This window comes from Antribacter sp. NEAU-D49 (genome assembly GCF_057158775.1).
In genome coordinates, this window is the sequence record NZ_JBXTSN010000008.1 from 27,009 (window position 1) to 43,178 (window position 16,170).

The window sequence follows — 16,170 nt, forward strand, 5'->3', positions numbered from 1 at the left end:
GGGGCGGGGCCCGGGGGGGGCGGGTGGCGGGTGGGTGAGGGGGGGGGGTCGCTGTGCCCAGAAAGGCACAGCGACGCACCAGTCTACCGGAGGATCTACGGTCTACCGCTCCACGTCCCCGCGGATGAAGGCCTCCAGCTGGGCGCGGCCGGCGGTGTCCTCCATCTGCACGGGCGGCGACTTCATGAAGTATGTCGACGCGGACAGGATGGGGCCGCCCGCGCCGCGGTCCTTCGCGATCTTCGCGGCACGCACGGCGTCGATGATGATGCCGGCCGAGTTGGGCGAGTCCCACACCTCGAGCTTGTACTCCAGGTTCAGCGGCACCTCGCCGAACGCGCGGCCCTCGAGGCGCACGTAGGCCCACTTGCGGTCGTCCAGCCAGGCGACGTAGTCGGACGGCCCGATGTGCACGTTGCGCGCGCCCAGGTCGTGCTCGAGGTTCGACGTGACAGCCTGCGTCTTGGAGATCTTCTTCGACTCGAGGCGGTCCCGCTCCAGCATGTTCTTGAAGTCCATGTTGCCGCCGACGTTGAGCTGGTAGGTGCGGTCCAGCACCACGCCGCGGTCCTCGAAGAGCTTGGCCAGCACGCGGTGCGTGATCGTGGCGCCCACCTGGGACTTGATGTCGTCGCCGACGATCGGCACGCCGGCGTCCTCGAACTTCTTGGCCCACTCGGGGTCTGACGCGATGAAGACCGGCAGGGCGTTGACGAACGCCACGCCGGCGTCGATGGCGCACTGCGCGTAGAACTTCGCGGCGACCTCGGAACCCACGGGCAGGTAGCAGACGAGCACGTCCGCACGAGCCTCGCGGAGGGCGGCGACGATGTCGACCGGCTCCGCGTCGGACTCCTCGATGGTCTCGCGGTAGTACTTGCCCAGGCCGTCGTGGGTGACGCCGCGCTGGACGGTCACGCCGAGCGGCGGCACGTCCGCGATCTTGATGGTGTTGTTCTCGGACGCGTTGATCGCGTCGGAGAGGTCGAAGCCGACCTTCTTCGCGTCGACGTCGAACGCCGCGACGAACTCCAGGCTCGACACGTGGTAGTCGCCGAACTGCACGTGCATGAGGCCCGGGACGGTACCGGCGGGGTCGGCGTCACGGTAGTAGTGCACGCCCTGCACCAGGGACGACGCGCAGTTGCCTACGCCGACGATGGCGACGCGGATGGAGGTCATCCTCGCTCCTTCTCGTTCGTGCCGGGGTGAGGAGCACCCTCGGCGGGGTGTGTTTCGTGGTCCCCGCCGGCCGTGCGTGACGGCCCGGACGTGGGTGTGGTGCTGCTGGCCCGTGCGCGGGCGCGTGCTCCGACGCGTCCCCGCTCGGTGGTGATGAGGCTGTCGAGCCAGCGCACCTCGCGCTCGACCTTCTCGAGTCCGTAGCGCTGCAGCTCGAGCGTGTACTCGTCGAGACGCGCACGCGTGCGCGTCGCGGACTCCTTGACCGCTTCCAGCCGCTCCGTGAGCCGGGTGCGCCGGCCCTCCAGGATGCGGAGGCGGGTCTCGGCGTCGGTCTGCGCGAAGAGCGCGAACCGGACGTCGAAGTTCTCGTCCTCCCAGGCCGCGGGGCCGGAGGTGGCCAGGACGGTCTGGAGGTGCTCCTTGCCCTCGGCGGTCAGCTCGTACACGATCCGGCCGCGCCGGCCGGCCAGGGGCGGGGGTGGCGGCGTCGTCCTGCCCGACGCCGGGCTCTCGCCCTCCGTCGTGACGATGAGGCGGCGCGTCACCAGGCTCTTGAGGGCCGGGTAGAGGCTGCCGTAGGAGAACGCGCGGAACGAGCCGAGGAGGAGGTTGAGCCGCTTGCGCAGCTCGTAGCCGTGGAGCGGCGCCTCGCTGAGCAGCCCGAGGATGGCGGTCTCGAGCACGTCCGACCTGCTGCGCACGACGACTCCTTCCCCTCGGTGCCCGGGGCCATCGCGCGAACTCTGCGGGAATGACCTATCGAGTCGATACATCGTGAGGATAGGACGGGCATGAACAGGACGCAACGCGGAGTGAACGCGGGATGAACGAGAGGAGCCCGGTTCACGAAGGTGAACCGGGCTCCTGGGTACTGCGGGCGGCCTGCTACGGGAGGATTCCGCCGCCGCCGTTGCCGCCGCCGTTCCCGCCACCCGGCAGGGAGACGGTCGGGCTCGGAGACGGTTGCGGCTCCTCGCCTGGTCCGGCACCGACCACCAGCGTCACGATGCTGTTCCGGTCCACCTCGGTGTCGGCGCCCGGTTGCATGGACATGACCTTGCCCTTGTCCGCCTCGGAGCTCGGCACGGTCGAGAAGGCCGGCGTCAGCTGGTACTCGCGGCTCGTGAGCCTGTTGGTGGCGTCCCGCTGGGTCATCCCCACCACGTTCGGGACCCGGACCTTGTTCTGGGTGGCCGGGCCGCTGGAGACCGTCACCGGGATGTTCGCACCCGGGCCCACCATCTGGCCGGCGTTGTCGACCTGGATCACGGTGCCCTTGGGCTCGTTCGACTCCTGGAGTCGCTCCTGCGCGCGCAGGCCCAGCTGCTGGAGGCGCTCACGGACCTCCTCGATCGGCTTGCCCACGAGGTCGCCCGGGACTTGGACCCCTTCCTGCGTCGGGGTCGGCGAGGGCGTCGGGCTCGGGGAGGCGGAGGGCTTGGGGAGCTTGTACTCCGGGAACTCCTTGATCTCCTGGCCCTCCATGGCGATCTTCATGTAGGCGGTCCACGCCTCCACCGGCCACGTACCACCGGTGATCGCCTTGCCGGCCCACTTGCCGAACGGGGTGATGTCCTCGTTCTTCTCCTCGGGGTTGTCCGGGTTGTACTGGGACAGACCCACGACCGTCACGAGCTGGGGCGTGTAGCCGGCGAACCAGGCCGACTTGTTCTCGCTCGCGGTACCGGTCTTGCCGGCCGCGGGCCGGCCGAGGTCGCGCGCCGGCTTGCCCGAGCCCTTCTCCACGACCTGGGTCATGGCGTAGGTCGTGGCGTTGGCGATCTCGGGGTTCACCACAGGGTTGTTCTCCACCGTGACGTCGTACACGGGAGTGTCGCGGAGGTCGGTCACCTTCTGGATGATGTACGGGTCGCGCTCCACGCCGCTCGCGGCGATCGTCGCGTAGGCGTGGGTGAGGTCGATGTTGCGTACCGCCGCCGAGCCCAGCACGTTGGAGAGGACCGGCTGGATCGTCTCCGCGCACGTGCCGGCGATGCACGTCTCCTCCGGGATGCCGAGACGGTAGCCCACCTCGGCGGTCTTCTCTGCCCCGATCTCGACGTTGAGCGCCACGTAGGCGGTGTTGATCGAGTCCTGCGTCGCCTTGATGAGGTCGACCTGCCCGTAGTCCGCGTCCGCGAAGTTCGTGACCGCCCGGTCGGGGTCTCCCGGTCCGTTGTTGTAGCCCTTGATCACGATGTCGTCGTTGCCGTCGTACTGCTTGCGGATCGAGATGCCCTCCTCGAGACCGCCGATGAGGGTGAACGGCTTGAACGTGGAGCCACCCTGCGCGAGCGTGACCGTCGCGGCGTTGGTGGGATGAGACAGGTAGTCCGGGCCGCCGTAGATCGACCTGATCGCCCCTGTGGCCGGGTCGATCGACGTCAGGGACGCGCGGGTGAGGGGGTTCGCGTCGGCAGGCAGGGCCATCGTCGCCATCGCCGCGTCCATGAGGCGCTTGTCGATCGTGGTGTAGACCTTGTACCCGTTGGTCATCAGCTTGTCCTGCGAGACCTGTGCCCTGGACGCGAGCTCCGCCTCGACCATGTCCAGCAGGTAACCGGTGTAGCCGGACTTGCTGTTGGCATTCTGGAGGGGCTGCGGCTCGGGGAAGACCGCCGCGGCCTTCTCCTCCGGCGTGATGACGCCCTGCTCGGCCATGAACCGGATCGAGCGTTCCCAGCGTTCGATCCCCCAGGCGCGGCTGAACTCGGGGTCGTTCTTGCCGTCCCACTGGTTGGGGGACGGGATGATGCCGATGAGGAAAGCGACCTGGTTGTAGTTGAGGGCAGCCGCGTCGATCCCGAAGTACGCCTGCGAGGCAGCCTGGATGCCGTACGCCTTGCGGCCGAAGTAGATCGAGTTGATGTACCGCTCGATGATCTCTTCCTTGTCCTGCGCCTGTGTCACCTTGTAGGCCAGGATCACCTCGCGGACCTTGTCCTTGTAGGTGGGACCGCTGCCGTAGTACGCCTCGACGTACTGCTGCGTGAGCGTCGACCCGCCCTGCTGCGCTCCGCCCGTGACGTTGTTGAGGAAGGCGCGCACGATACCCATCGGGTCCACGCCGCTGTTCGTCCAGAACGTCTGGTCCTCGGACGCGACGAGCGTGCTGGTGATGAGGTCCCAGTTCGGAAGCTGTTCCTTGGTGAGGATGATGCGGTCGAGCGCCGCGAACTCGCCCATCACGGAGTTGTCCGCGTAATAGACGGTCGTGGTCTGGTTACCCACGTCCTCACCCTGCTCGGGGATCACCGTGCTCGTGTAGCCCATGAACAGCACGCCGGTGGCCAGCGACACCCCCGTGAGGATGGTGCCCACGACGATTCGCCAGGAGGGTACCCACGCGCGCCATCCCCGCCGGTAGGGGCGGGGGTAATTCCAGAACCTCTGACGCCGGCGCGGGACCTGCGGAGGAATGCTCCAGTTCGCCACGTCCTGCTTCTCCTCTTCGTCGGTCTCTTCGGGTCCGCAGCCGAGGCGACGGCTCGAAGAGCGCGCTCAAGGTACAGCGGACCATCCGAAACAATAGGGGGTCCGTCTGTGGGAGAGGCATCCTGGCGGCGAAGAAGAGGGCCGTCTGCGCGGTTCCTGCCAGGTCCGCTCAGGCCCCTGCCCCCTGCTTCACACAATCCACACAGCCCGGCGGGCCGCGTCAGTGGTTCCGGAGCGCGTCGACGAGGTCGTCCTTCTTCATGCGCGAACGGCCCTCCACGCCCACCTCGGCGGCCTTCTTGCGGAGGTCGGCCACGCTCCAGTCCTCGTAGGCCGGCGACTTGCCGCCCTTCTTCCCGACGCTGCTGCGGCCTCGTGCTGCGGCCGCGTTCGCGATCCGTGCGGACTTCTCCTTGCTGTTTCCCTCCTCGCGGAGCTCTTCGTAGAGCTCGGGGTCCTTCACGCTCGGTCCCGGTGAACGTCGCGGCATCGTGGTCTCCTTCCGTGAGGGCAGGTGCTTCCACGGTCGCTCCCGGCCCGCGTGGTCGCAACTACCGGGTGAACTCCGGCGCATTACTGAAATGTGATCAATAAGAGGCCCTGGAGCCGTTCCCTTCCCGGGGCGTGGTGAGTACGTTCGGTCCTCAGAGATTCCCGGTACCCCGGGTATCAGGAGTCCCGCCAGAGTCGGCGGGCTCCGGCGCCTCCTCGCGCCGGACGTACCTGCACCGCGGCGATGGCGCCGCGACGAGAGGACGGAAAGATGGCGTACCACGCCAACGCAGCCACATACCGCCCGAGACCCGCGGCGACCGCCCTGAGCATCGCCGGGCTCGCGCTCCTGACCCTCGCCATGGTCGTGCTCGTGGGCTTTCTCCTGATCTACAACGGGCAGCTCGCCTCCGGGGCCGCCCGGCTCGACTCCGGGGCGGGCGACCTCGACGCGGGGGCGGCCAAGGTCGCCGACGGCGCCGACGAGGTGTCCGACGGCGCCGGCCGGCTCGCCGACGGCGCCGGCACGCTGGCCGAGGGAGCCGGTGACCTCACCGCAGGGACGGCGAAGCTCAGCACAGGAGCCTGGGAGCTCGACGGGGGCGCCCAGACGGCGCTCGCCGGCTCCCAGCAGCTCGCGGACGGCACCGCACAGCTCCGGGCAGGCGCCCTCAAGATCGCCGACGGCACCGCCGAGACAGCCGCCGACGTCCGCGACCTCGCCGACGGGTCGACCCGCCTCGCTGACGGGACGGAGACGCTCGTCGCCGGAGCAGGCCAGCTCTACGGCGGCGCGGTAGAGCTCCAGGGCGGGGTGGACCGCCTCGCGGCCAAGGGGCCGGAGCTCGCCGCGGGAGCGGACGCCCTCGCCGCAGGAGCGGTGCAGCTCGCCGGCGGGCTCGACCGCCTGGCGGCCGGGACGGCTGCCGTCGCCGAGGGGGCCGCGAACGCCGACGCGAAGGCCGGCGAGCTCGCGGCCGGTGCGCACGGCGTCGCCGAAGGCGCGGACAAGATCGTGGCCGGGGTGGATGTGGTTGATGAGGGCCTCGCGCTCGTCGCTGCGGGCGCGAACCAGGTCGCCCCGGGAACGGCCGGCGTGGCCGACGGCAACGCTGCACTGGCCGCGAACCTCTCGGAGCTCGCCGCGGCCACGCCGGACGGCGAGCTGAAGGTCCAGCTCCAGACGCTCGCGGACCAGGCCGCGAACCTCGCGCAGGCCGCCGCAGTGACGGCGGCCGGGGCGACGCGCGTTCAGGCAGGAGCGAACGGCCTGCTCGCCGGGATCCGTGACGAGAAGCAGGGCCTCGTCGTCGGTGCGGCCACGCTGCGTACGAGTGCGCACGGCCTCGCGGCCGGGGCCGACACGTTTGCCGTCGGCCTGGACAAGCTCGTCGTCGGCTCGGCCGAGGCTCGGGCAGGGGCCGCTGAGGCGCGCGCCGGGGCGGTTCGCCTCAAGAACGGCTCGGCCCAGCTCGACGCGGGGGCCGCCGAGCTGGCGGCCGGCGCGCCGCGGCTGCAGGCCGGTGCCCAGCAGGTCGCCGGTGGTCTGGTCACCCTGCAGGGCGGACTAGGCCAGGTAGACGCCGGGGCCGTCGAGATCCGCGACCGGGTCGTCCCCAAGGTGGGCAGGTCGCAGCAGCTGGCCGACGGAGCGGACACCCTCGCCGTGAAGCTCGGCGAGGCCGAGGCGGGCGCTCTCCAGCTCAGCACCGGGCTGAGCACGCTCGCCGAGGGGACCGGCACCCTGGCGGAGGGTGTCGTGACGCTCGACGCCGGCGCGCAGAAGCTGTCGGCCGGAGCGGGCGACCTGGCCGACGGCGCCGGCGACCTCGCCGACGGGAGCGGCGACCTCGCCGAGGGCGCGGTCACGCTGGCTGCGGGGACGGGCACGCTCGTCGACGGGACGGGCACCCTGAGGGCCTCGGCCGGGACCGGCGCGGCGGGGGTCGTGCCGCCGGCGGGCGGCGCGCTCGCCGTCATCGGCCTGCTGGCGGCCGGTCTGGGCCTCGCGCTCCGCCGCCGGGCCTGAGCTTCCCAGCACCACCCGCACCCGCCGAGACAGTGCCTTCGTCGGACGAAGGCACTGTCTCGGCGTGACGTCCGTGCTCGGCCGGCGGCGCCCTCACATCCCCGCGAGGAGGTCCTCCATGCGGGCGATCTCCGCCGCCTGCCCCGCCGCGGTCTCGTCCGCCATCTCCCCGGCGTAGAGGTCGGCCCCTTCGGCGATCACCGTGTGCGCCATCTCGACGGCCCCGCGGTGGTGGCGGATCATCAGCTCGAGGAACGCCCGGTCGAACGCGGCGCCGGTCGCCGCGGCCAGGTCGTCCAGCTCCTCCGGGGACACCGCGCCGGGCATCTCCGCGTGGCCGTGCCCGTCCGACGGCGTCCGCGGCCCGGTCCCGTCGGCCACCTCCGCGGAGACGGGGACGGGCAGGCCGCGGGCCTCGAGCCAGGCGGCAAGAGCGTGGATCTCGCCCGCCTGGGCGCCCTCGATGCGCTCGGCGAACGTCCGCACCTGCTCCGACGCCGCCCGGTCGGGCGCCAGCGCCGCCATCTCCAGGGCCTGCGCGTGGTGGTCGATCATGACCGTCACGAAGTCGACGTCCGCGTCGTTCCACTCGCTGTACGGGTCGTCCACACCGTCGAAGTCCTCGGGCGCCACGGTCCTGGCGGCCTCGCCGGGTCTCCCCGGCTGCACGACGACGGAGCTCGGCTCCGAGGTCACGTCACCCTGGGCGGTGCACGCCCCGGTCAGGGCGACGGTGCCCAGCAGAGTGAGGGACAGGGCCGGGACGAGCCGCCGGCGTCGGGCCACAGGGGAGCGCACGAATCCATCCTTCCGGATTGAATGTCACTACTGTGTTAAATATCGCCTAAAGCTCTTTTCCTCAGGCAACTCGCAGACGAGACTCGCCGGACACTACCAAGGAGGTGTGACGCCTGTGCGTCGTTCAACCATGAGATCCGGAGTCGCCGGGGGGACGCTGACCGCTGCCCTGCTCGTCGGGTCCTTCGCCGTCGCCGCCCCGGGCTTCGCCGAGCCCGGCGACAGCTCGGACGGCTCAGCCGCCGAGGCCATCGCAGCCCTCGACGACTCGGCGGTCCTGCCGCTCCTCGACCAGCCGGGCGACGTCGCCTCGGCGAACATCGAGCTGCTCGCCACCATTCCGAAGAACGGGGCGTTCGCCCCCGAGGGGCAGTACAGCTCCGACCTCGCCTTCTCCGGCGACTACGCCTACGCCGGCAACTACGGCGGGTTCACCGTCTACGACATCAGCGACCCCACCGCGCCGGTCCAGGCGGTCCAGGTCGTGTGCCCGGGCTCGCAGAACGACATCTCGGTCTACAAGGACCTGCTGGTCCTGTCCACGGACTCCTCCCGGTCCGACGACTCGTGCGCAAGCACCTCGCAGAGCGCCGCGATCAAGGACTCGTGGGAGGGCCTGAAGATCTTCGACATCTCCGACCCGCTCAACCCGGTCTACGTGTCGGCCGTCGAGACCGCGTGCGGCTCGCACACCCACACGCTGGCCCCGACCCGCAACGGCCAGACGCTTTACGCGTACGTGTCCTCGTACAGCCCGAGCGCCGCCGCGCCCGACTGCCAGCCGCCGCACGACCTCATCTCGATCGTGAAGATCCCGGTGAAGGACCCCGCCTCGGCGTCGGTCGTCGCCACCCCGGTGCTCTTCCCGGACGGCGGCCACCCGGGCGGCCCCAACGAGCAGGGTTTCAACACGTCCGCGACGAGCGGCTGCCACGACATCACCGCGTACCCGGAGAAGGACATCGCCGCCGGCGCGTGCATGGGCGACGGCATCATCATGGACATCTCCGACCGGGAGAACCCCGTGGTGATCGACTCCGTCCGCGACACCACGAACTTCGCGTTCTGGCACTCGGCGACGTTCAACAACGACGCCACCAAGGTGGTCTTCACCGACGAGCTGGGCGGAGGCGGCGGTGCCACCTGCAACCCGACCGTCGGGTCCACGCGCGGGGCCAACGGCATCTACGACCTCACCGGCGGCCAGCTCGAGTTCAAGAGCTACTACAAGATCCCGCGCACCAACACGAACACCGAGAACTGCGTGGCCCACAACGGCTCGCTGATCCCGGTCAAGGGTCGCGACATCATGGTGCAGGCCTGGTACCAGGGCGGCATCTCGGTGTACGACTTCACCGACTCGGAGAACCCGGTCGAGCTGGCGTGGTTCGACCGCGGCCCGCTGTCCACCGAGCGGCTGATCCTCGGCGGCAGCTGGTCGGCGTACTACTACAACGGCTACGTGTTCTCGAACGACATCCAGAAGGGCTTCGACGTCCTCGAGATCTCCGACGAGATCGTGCCGAAGCAGAAGCCGAACATGTGGAACCGCGAGTTCAACCCGCAGCTGCAGGAGAAGTTCCACTCCTGACCTGCGGACCGACGAGCCGAGGGACGGCGCCGGGCACGGGGTTTCCCGTACTTCTTGCCCGGTGTCTTCCCTCGGCTTGACCGTTGTGCGACGCTTCCGCACGTGACCACTCACCCGGACCTGGACGTCGAGGCGCCCGAGCCGCAGCCGGAGCCGCAGCCCGAGCCGCCGCCCGCACCGCTCTGGCGGCGCCGGCTCAAGGCCGTCCTGATCGTCCTCGCCCTCGGCGTGGCGCTGAACGCCGGGCTCTACCTCTGGCTCGGCGTGAGCGTCCCGGCTCGCCAGGAGGCAGCGGGCTACTCGGAGTCGGACGCCATCTACGCAGACGTCATGCTGGTGCACCATGCGCAGGCCATCGAGCTCGCCTCCCTGGCCCCCGGCCGCACCGAGGACGGCGAGATCCTGGCGACGGCCGACGAGATCACCGAGGTGTCGTCGGCCCGGATCGAGGAGCTGGGCGCCTGGATGCGGGAGCGCGGCATCCCGGTGCCCGACGCCGCGTCGTCGGCCCTCGCGCTCGCCGCCGAAGAGGCGCCCGAGGATGGCTCCGGACCCCGCGCGGCCGGCGAGGGCGGGCACGAGCACGGGGCGAACGCCCCGCCGCACGGCATGCTGACGCCCGAGCAGGTCGAGGTCATCGCCGGGCTGGAGGGCACGCTGTTCGAGCTGCACCTGCTCGATGGGCTGATCCGGCACCACGACGGGGCGGTGACCCTGGCGGGGGACGAGATCTACGCGGGCGAGGACGACGAGCTGGTCGCGCTGGCCGAGGCCGAGAAGACCGAGACCGAGGCGCAGCTGGAGACGCTGCGTGAGCTGCTCGGGCCCAAGATGTTCGCCAAGACGAACCCGTAGCCGCTACCTCGGCGCGGTGACGAAGATGTCGAAGAGGTGCGGGTGGTGCCCGTGCACCAGCACCATGAACACGACGACGTCGAACAGCAGGTGAACCGTCACGACGTACGCCAGGTCCTTGAACTTCGCGAAGATCCAGCCCTGGACCAGCGCGAAGGGGATCGTGAGGAGCGGTCCCCACTCGCGGTAGCCGAGCTCCCACAAGAACGACACGAAGATCGCCGCCTGGAGGAAGTTCGCCGTCCACAGACCGAAGTGCTTGCGGAAGAGCGCGAAGGCGACGCAGACGAAGAACAGCTCGTCCCAGATCCCGACGGCGTTGACGCCGACCAGCAGCCGCCAGATGTCCTGCGAGCCGTCGAGGTCCGGCCAGTTCAGGTAGGCGCCCGAGCCGAGGAAGTAGAACGGCAGGATCAGGTAGCCCACCGCCACCACGATCAGCAGGTAGGTCCACTGCCCGCGGCCCCACCGACGACCCGTGATCAGCGGGAACTGGATCGTGTCCTGGTGGAACACGTACCGGGACAGGGCCCAGGGGACCACCACGGACGCGATGAGCACCACGGCGAACCGGCGGATGCCCTCGTCGGAGAGGTCCGCCTCCAGGGAGATCGTGGAGATGATCCCCAGACCCACGCCGATCAGCGCCAGGTCCCGCCCGAGCGCTCGGTCCACCACCAGGCCCAGCAGGATCCCGGCCACCAGCGGCACGTAGGCGACCGGGCGCACGTGCACCGCGAAGAGGAGCACCGCCGACGCCGAGACGAGCACGGCGGCGGTCAGGCGCAGGGCGGGCACTGCCGGATGGCGGAGCGTCGTCGCGTCGGTCACGGGAGCACCCTCCCACATGGTGGCGAGCATGTGTGATGACGGATTTCCGCCACCCCGGAGGGGGTCGTCGTGCTATCGCTCGTTACACGGCGGTGCCACGGTGTGCGACACCACACTGCCGTGGAGCGCGGCAGGACAGACACCTGTGAGGTTCAACGTGCAACCACCCGTCCGCAAGGCCGCGTCGGCGGCCTGCGCCGCCGTCGTGACGGTCGGCGCCCTCCTTCTCCCCGGACTGCCGGCGACGGCCGACGTCGAGGCGACCACGGCGTCGTCGGGCACCGACAAGCTCGGGGCGCACGACCGGGCCGTCATCGCCCAGGCCCAGCGCGAGTACCAGCGCCAGGCGCGCACCCGCTCGCTCGAGACCCTTCCCGACACGGACATCGTGATGCCGGCCGCGCACACCGTCGTGATCGCGACCGACCCGGGCCGCACCGCGGAGGCAGCGGCCCAGATCGAGGCGCTCGGCGCGTTCGTCACGAGGACCGACGACGCCCTGGGCTACGTCAAGGCGAGCGTGCCGTTCACGGCGGTCGAGGACGTGCTCGCCCTCGACGCCGTCCTGGCCGTCGACGCGGAGGAGATCCTCGCGCTCGAGGACGTCTCCGTGTCGCCGGAGAGCATCGCGGCGGCCGCCGCCGCGGCGGCCCCCGTGCCGGCTCCGGCTCCGGGCGCGACGACGCCGGACGCGAACCCGTACCTGCCGACGCAGGACACGGGGTCCACCCGGTTCAAGGCCGAGCACCCGGCGTACGACGGCCGCGGCACCACGATCGGCATCCTCGACTCCGGCGTGGACCCGACACACCCGGCGCTGGCGACGACGTCGACCGGGGAGCCCAAGCTCGTCGGCTCGAGCGTGGCCGTGGACCCGACCGACTTCCTGTCGCTCATCCTGGACGGCACGTGGCAGCTCACCACGAACAACGTCCCGACGGGGCGCGAGACCCACTCGTACAGCTTCACCTACCAGGGGCAGCGGCACACCGAGGTCTACACGCTGCCGGACGACTCCGGGTCGGGCTTCAAGTTCGGTCGCAAGCTGCAGACCCTGCCGGACGGCTCCGAGACCCCTCTCGCGACCCTGATCGACCCGGTCACCGAGACGGTCTGGGTCGACACGGACCACGACCTCGACTTCACCGACGCGCCGGGAATGCAGGAGTTCGACGTCTCGGGCGACGTCGGCCACCGGACCGAGGACGACCCGGCGACCGCGGTGTCCGAGGCGATCCCGTACACCGTCCAGGTCGACACCGTGCGTCTCGCGGGCGTCATCAACTACACGCTCGCGAACCTGAACTACCCGACATCGTCGCCCCCGGCGGCGCGATCGCGTCGTACCCGGCGTACCTCCCGACGTCCGCGATCGGCTACTCGCTGCCCGCCGGGTACTCGCTGCTGAACGGCACGTCGATGGCGGCACCGCAGGCAGCGGGCGCCGCGGCGCTCCTCGTGGGCGCGGCCCGCGCGAACGGCACCGAGCTCTCGGCCGCCGAGCTGCGCACCGCGATCTACTCGTCCGCCGCCCCGATCAAGGGCGTGGACGCCGTGGCCCAGGGCCGCGGCCTGTTCGACGTGCCCATGGCGTGGGAGTACATCTCCTCGAAGGGCCTCGGCACCTCGGGGATCATCATCGAGACCGACGTGTGCACGCCGCTCGCGGGGCAGCTCCTCGTGCCGTTCCGCGGCCCGGGCGTGTTCTCCTCGTGCGCGCCGTCGGCCGGTGGCCTCGCCCCGGGCGAGTCCCGCACCTACGAGCTGACCGTGACCCGCACGGGCGGCGACGAGGGCAGGACGCCGGTCCAGGTCCGACTCGCGGGCGACGACGTGTTCTCCGCGCCGCGCCTGGTGTTCCTCGCCAAGGGAGTGCCGACGACGATCGAGGTGGACGCCACCGCGGTGCCCGTCGGCGTCTCGTCGGCCGTGCTGACCATCGACGACCCGAAGACCCCGGCCGTCGACAACCACACGATGCTCGCGGTCGAGGCCGGGGCGGACCTGGCCGAGCCGTACGTGGTCTCGGGCACGGTGAGCCGCAACGGCACCACCCACTACACGGTCGTGGTCCCCGAGGGGGCGACGTACCTCGACGTGGCGCTGAGCGGGGTCGCCGAGGGCGACCAGGTGCGCTGGTGGGCCTTCTCGCCCACCGGAGTCTCGGCGGAGTCCGCGACGCAGGGCACGCTCGACTGCTACACGAGCTACTCCGACGCGACGGTCTGCGACCCGTTCGCGCGCACCTACGGGCTGCCGAACAAGCCGGTCGTCCCGGGCGTGTGGGAGCTCGTCGTGGAGGGCCGTCGCACGACGCCCGAGCTCTGGAGCGGGTTCACGCTGACGGCGTCGGTGCGCTGACCCGCCCCTAGGTGCCCCACGCCGGGTGGTCGCCTTCCCGGAAGGCGACCACCCTGGCGTGGTCAGCGCTTTACCGGGACGTGGCCCCGACCTAGGGTGTGGACGGAACAATTCACCCAGTGGTCCACCCGGCAAGGAGGCCGCAGTGCGCTCACCCGAGCTTGTTGACAAGGTCCGGACCGACCCCGGTCTGCCCCCGGTCGCGATCGTCGACCGACGGCCCATGACCCCCGGCAAGAAGATCGTGTTCGCGGTCATCGGGCTGGTCGCCGCGATCGCCTGGGCGCTCGTCGCGATCCTGCGCGGCGAGGACGTCAACGCCGCCTACTTCGTGCTCGCGGCCGTGGGCACCTACGTCATCGCGTACCGCTTCTACGCGCGCCTCATCGAGTACAAGGTGGTGCGCCCGGACGACTCCCGCGCCACACCCGCCGAGCAGCACGAGAACGGGCGCGACTTCGCGCCTACCGACCGGCGGGTGCTCTTCGGGCACCACTTCGCCGCGATCGCCGGTGCGGGGCCGCTCGTGGGGCCCGTGCTCGCGGCCCAGATGGGCTACCTCCCCGGGACCCTGTGGATCATCATCGGCGGCGTGCTCGCCGGCTGCGTACAGGACTACCTCGTCCTGTGGCTCTCGACCCGTCGCCGGGGACGGTCCCTCGGACAGATGATCCGCGACGAGATCGGCACCGTGGGCGGCGTCGCAGGCCTGATCGGCGTCTTCGTCATCATGATCATCCTCATCGCGGTGCTCGCCCTCGTGGTGGTCAACGCGCTCGCCGAGTCCCCCTGGGGCGTCTTCTCCGTGGGCTGCACCATCCCGATCGCCCTGTTCATGGGTGTCTACCTGCGGTTCTGGCGACCTGGCAGGGTGGCTGAGGTGTCGCTGATCGGCGTCGCGCTGCTCATCCTCGCGATCGTCGCGGGCGGCTGGGTGGCGTCGACCGACTGGGGCGTGGCGCTCTTCACGCTCGACAAGGTCACGCTCGCCTGGCTGATCACGGGCTACGGCTTCCTCGCCTCGGTGCTGCCGGTGTGGCTCCTGCTGGCTCCGCGCGACTACCTGTCCACCTTCATGAAGGTGGGCACCATCGTGCTCCTCGCGGTCGGCGTGCTCGTCGCCCAGCCGGCGGTCCAGGCGCCCGCGGTCTCGTCGTTCGCCCTGGAAGGCAACGGCCCCGCCTTTGCCGGTGCGCTGTTCCCGTTCCTCTTCATCACCATCGCGTGCGGTGCGCTGTCCGGGTTCCATGCGCTCATCTCGTCCGGCACGTCGCCCAAGCTGGTGGAGAAGGAGAGTCAGCTCCGGCTCATCGGCTACGGCGGCATGCTCACCGAGTCGTTCGTGGCGATCATGGCGCTGGTCACCGCCGTGTCCATCGACCAGCACCTGTACTTCACGATGAACGCGCCCGCCGGGCTCACGGGCGGGGAGGCAGCGTCGGCCGCCGAGTACGTGAACGGGCTCGGGCTCTCCGGGCCTCCCGCCACCGCCGCGGACATCCAGGGCGCCGCCGACAGCGTGGACGAGGAGTCGATCGTCTCCCGTACGGGTGGCGCGCCGACCCTCGCGTTCGGCATGGCGCAGATCCTCGGCTCGTTCCTGGGCGGCTCCGGGATGATCGCGTTCTGGTACCACTTCGCGATCATGTTCGAGGCCCTGTTCATCCTCACCACCGTCGACGCCGGCACGCGGGTGGCCCGGTTCATGCTGTCCGACACGCTCGGCAACGTCGGCGGGCCGCTGCGCCGGTTCCGCGACCCGTCATGGCGCGTGGGGGCCTGGGTCTGCTCGGTCGTCGTCTGCGGCCTGTGGGGCGCGATCCTGCTGATGGGCGTCACCGACCCGCTCGGCGGGATCAACACGCTGTTCCCGCTGTTCGGCATCGCCAACCAGCTGCTCGCCGCCATGGCCCTGGCCCTCGTCACCACGGTGCTCATCAAGAAGGGCCTGCTCCGTTGGGCGTGGATCCCCGGCGTGCCCCTGCTCTGGGACCTCGCCGTCACGCTGACCGCCTCGTGGCAGAAGATCTTCTCCGACGTGCCGGCGATCGGGTACTGGGCACAGCACACCGCCTTCCGCGAGGCCCGGGACGCCGGCGAGACGAGTTTCGGCACCGCCACCACGCCGGAGGCGATGGACGCCGTCATCCGGAACACGTTCGTCCAGGGCACGCTGTCGATCGTGTTCGCGCTGCTCGTGGTCGTGGTGGTCCTCGCCGCGGTGGTGGTGTGGGTCAAGGCGATCCGGGCGGGTGGCCTGCCCACCACGGAGGAACCCGCCGTGCCGTCGGCGCTCTTCGCACCGTCCGGGCTGGTCGCGACCGACGCCGAGAAGGAGGTCGCCGCCGAGTGGGCCGCCTACTACGACGACAACCCCGAGGCGGCCCGGACCGGGACGCACGTATGACGCTTCGCCGCGCCTGGGACGCCCTGACCTGGTACGTCAAGGGCGTCCTGGGCGAGAGTGACTACCAGCGGTACGTGGCCCACCTGCGCCGCGCCCACCCGGGGGAACCCGTTCCCGACGTGGGCTCGTACTGGCGGGCGAGGTACGCCGAGCAGGACGCCCACCCGGGCGCGCGCTGCTGCTGAA

Annotated in this window: 13 protein-coding genes; 7 read left to right on the plus strand and 6 right to left on the minus strand. The window is 70.6% G+C overall.

Going from position 1 to position 16,170, the window contains the following annotated elements:
• Window positions 1–102: 102 nt before the first annotated feature.
• From AC060K_RS08355 to AC060K_RS08370, 4 genes are all read right to left on the minus strand, one after another.
• Window positions 103–1,182 carry an inositol-3-phosphate synthase gene (locus tag AC060K_RS08355; protein WP_483764970.1) on the minus strand — a complete coding sequence of 360 codons (1,080 nt, stop codon included), beginning with the start codon at window positions 1,180–1,182 and terminating at the stop codon, window positions 103–105.
• A complete protein-coding gene (locus AC060K_RS08360) occupies window positions 1,179–1,886 on the minus strand; it encodes a PadR family transcriptional regulator (RefSeq protein WP_483764971.1) in 708 nt (235 codons plus the stop codon). The genes AC060K_RS08355 and AC060K_RS08360 overlap by 4 nt, the downstream gene beginning before the upstream one ends.
• A 184-nt stretch (window positions 1,887–2,070) precedes the next feature.
• Window positions 2,071–4,506: a transglycosylase domain-containing protein gene (locus AC060K_RS08365; RefSeq protein WP_483764972.1), complete on the minus strand. Its 2,436-nt coding sequence runs from the start codon at window positions 4,504–4,506 to the stop codon at window positions 2,071–2,073.
• A 334-nt stretch (window positions 4,507–4,840) separates the two neighbouring features.
• Entirely contained in the window at window positions 4,841–5,110 is a 270-nt protein-coding gene (locus tag AC060K_RS08370; RefSeq protein WP_483764973.1) for a DUF7218 family protein, read from the minus strand.
• Window positions 5,111–5,383: 273 nt separating this feature from the next.
• Here AC060K_RS08370 and AC060K_RS08375 point away from each other — a divergent pair, with 273 nt between their 5' ends.
• On the plus strand, window positions 5,384–7,141 hold the full coding sequence (locus AC060K_RS08375) for a hypothetical protein (protein ID WP_483764974.1): 1,758 nt from the start codon (window positions 5,384–5,386) through the stop codon (window positions 7,139–7,141).
• Between the two features lie 93 nt (window positions 7,142–7,234).
• On the opposite strand, the gene AC060K_RS08380 is transcribed toward AC060K_RS08375, so the two are convergent.
• Window positions 7,235–7,939, minus strand: coding sequence for a DUF305 domain-containing protein (locus AC060K_RS08380; protein ID WP_483764975.1), 705 nt, complete (start codon window positions 7,937–7,939; stop codon window positions 7,235–7,237).
• A 130-nt stretch (window positions 7,940–8,069) separates the two neighbouring features.
• Here AC060K_RS08380 and AC060K_RS08385 point away from each other — a divergent pair, with 130 nt between their 5' ends.
• Together AC060K_RS08385 and AC060K_RS08390 are read left to right on the plus strand one after the other, a co-directional pair.
• Entirely contained in the window at window positions 8,070–9,530 is a 1,461-nt protein-coding gene (locus tag AC060K_RS08385; protein WP_483764976.1) for an LVIVD repeat-containing protein, read from the plus strand.
• Window positions 9,531–9,632: 102 nt separating this feature from the next.
• Complete coding sequence (locus tag AC060K_RS08390) at window positions 9,633–10,385, plus strand: DUF305 domain-containing protein (protein WP_483764977.1); 753 nt, start codon at window positions 9,633–9,635, stop codon at window positions 10,383–10,385.
• 3 nt (window positions 10,386–10,388) lie between these two features.
• On the opposite strand, the gene AC060K_RS08395 is transcribed toward AC060K_RS08390, so the two are convergent.
• Window positions 10,389–11,234: a CPBP family glutamic-type intramembrane protease gene (locus AC060K_RS08395; RefSeq protein ID WP_483765096.1), complete on the minus strand. Its 846-nt coding sequence runs from the start codon at window positions 11,232–11,234 to the stop codon at window positions 10,389–10,391.
• 139 nt (window positions 11,235–11,373) lie between these two features.
• Here AC060K_RS08395 and AC060K_RS08400 point away from each other — a divergent pair, with 139 nt between their 5' ends.
• The 4 genes from AC060K_RS08400 (at window position 11,374) to AC060K_RS08415 (ending at window position 16,169) form a co-directional block, all read left to right on the plus strand.
• Window positions 11,374–12,624 carry a hypothetical protein gene (locus AC060K_RS08400; RefSeq protein ID WP_483764978.1) on the plus strand — a complete coding sequence of 417 codons (1,251 nt, stop codon included), beginning with the start codon at window positions 11,374–11,376 and terminating at the stop codon, window positions 12,622–12,624.
• Window positions 12,531–13,577, plus strand: coding sequence for a S8 family serine peptidase (locus AC060K_RS08405; RefSeq protein ID WP_483765097.1), 1,047 nt, complete (start codon window positions 12,531–12,533; stop codon window positions 13,575–13,577). The genes AC060K_RS08400 and AC060K_RS08405 overlap by 94 nt, the downstream gene beginning before the upstream one ends.
• A 145-nt stretch (window positions 13,578–13,722) precedes the next feature.
• A complete protein-coding gene (locus AC060K_RS08410) occupies window positions 13,723–15,984 on the plus strand; it encodes a carbon starvation CstA family protein (protein WP_483764979.1) in 2,262 nt (753 codons plus the stop codon).
• Complete coding sequence (locus AC060K_RS08415) at window positions 15,981–16,169, plus strand: YbdD/YjiX family protein (RefSeq protein WP_483764980.1); 189 nt, start codon at window positions 15,981–15,983, stop codon at window positions 16,167–16,169. The genes AC060K_RS08410 and AC060K_RS08415 overlap by 4 nt, the downstream gene beginning before the upstream one ends.
• Window position 16,170: the final 1 nt, after the last annotated feature.

What these genes read in the sequence shown, in the direction of transcription:
- AC060K_RS08385 (WP_483764976.1), top strand. Translation starts at nt 8,070, where the DNA reads ATGAGATCCGGAGTCGCCGGGGGGACGCTGACCGCTGCCCTGCTCGTC.
- AC060K_RS08395 (WP_483765096.1), bottom strand. Translation starts at nt 11,234, where the DNA reads ATGTGGGAGGGTGCTCCCGTGACCGACGCGACGACGCTCCGCCATCCG.
- AC060K_RS08375 (WP_483764974.1), top strand. Translation starts at nt 5,384, where the DNA reads ATGGCGTACCACGCCAACGCAGCCACATACCGCCCGAGACCCGCGGCG.
- AC060K_RS08370 (WP_483764973.1), bottom strand. Translation starts at nt 5,110, where the DNA reads ATGCCGCGACGTTCACCGGGACCGAGCGTGAAGGACCCCGAGCTCTAC.
- AC060K_RS08415 (WP_483764980.1), top strand. Translation starts at nt 15,981, where the DNA reads ATGACGCTTCGCCGCGCCTGGGACGCCCTGACCTGGTACGTCAAGGGC.
- AC060K_RS08355 (WP_483764970.1), bottom strand. Translation starts at nt 1,182, where the DNA reads ATGACCTCCATCCGCGTCGCCATCGTCGGCGTAGGCAACTGCGCGTCG.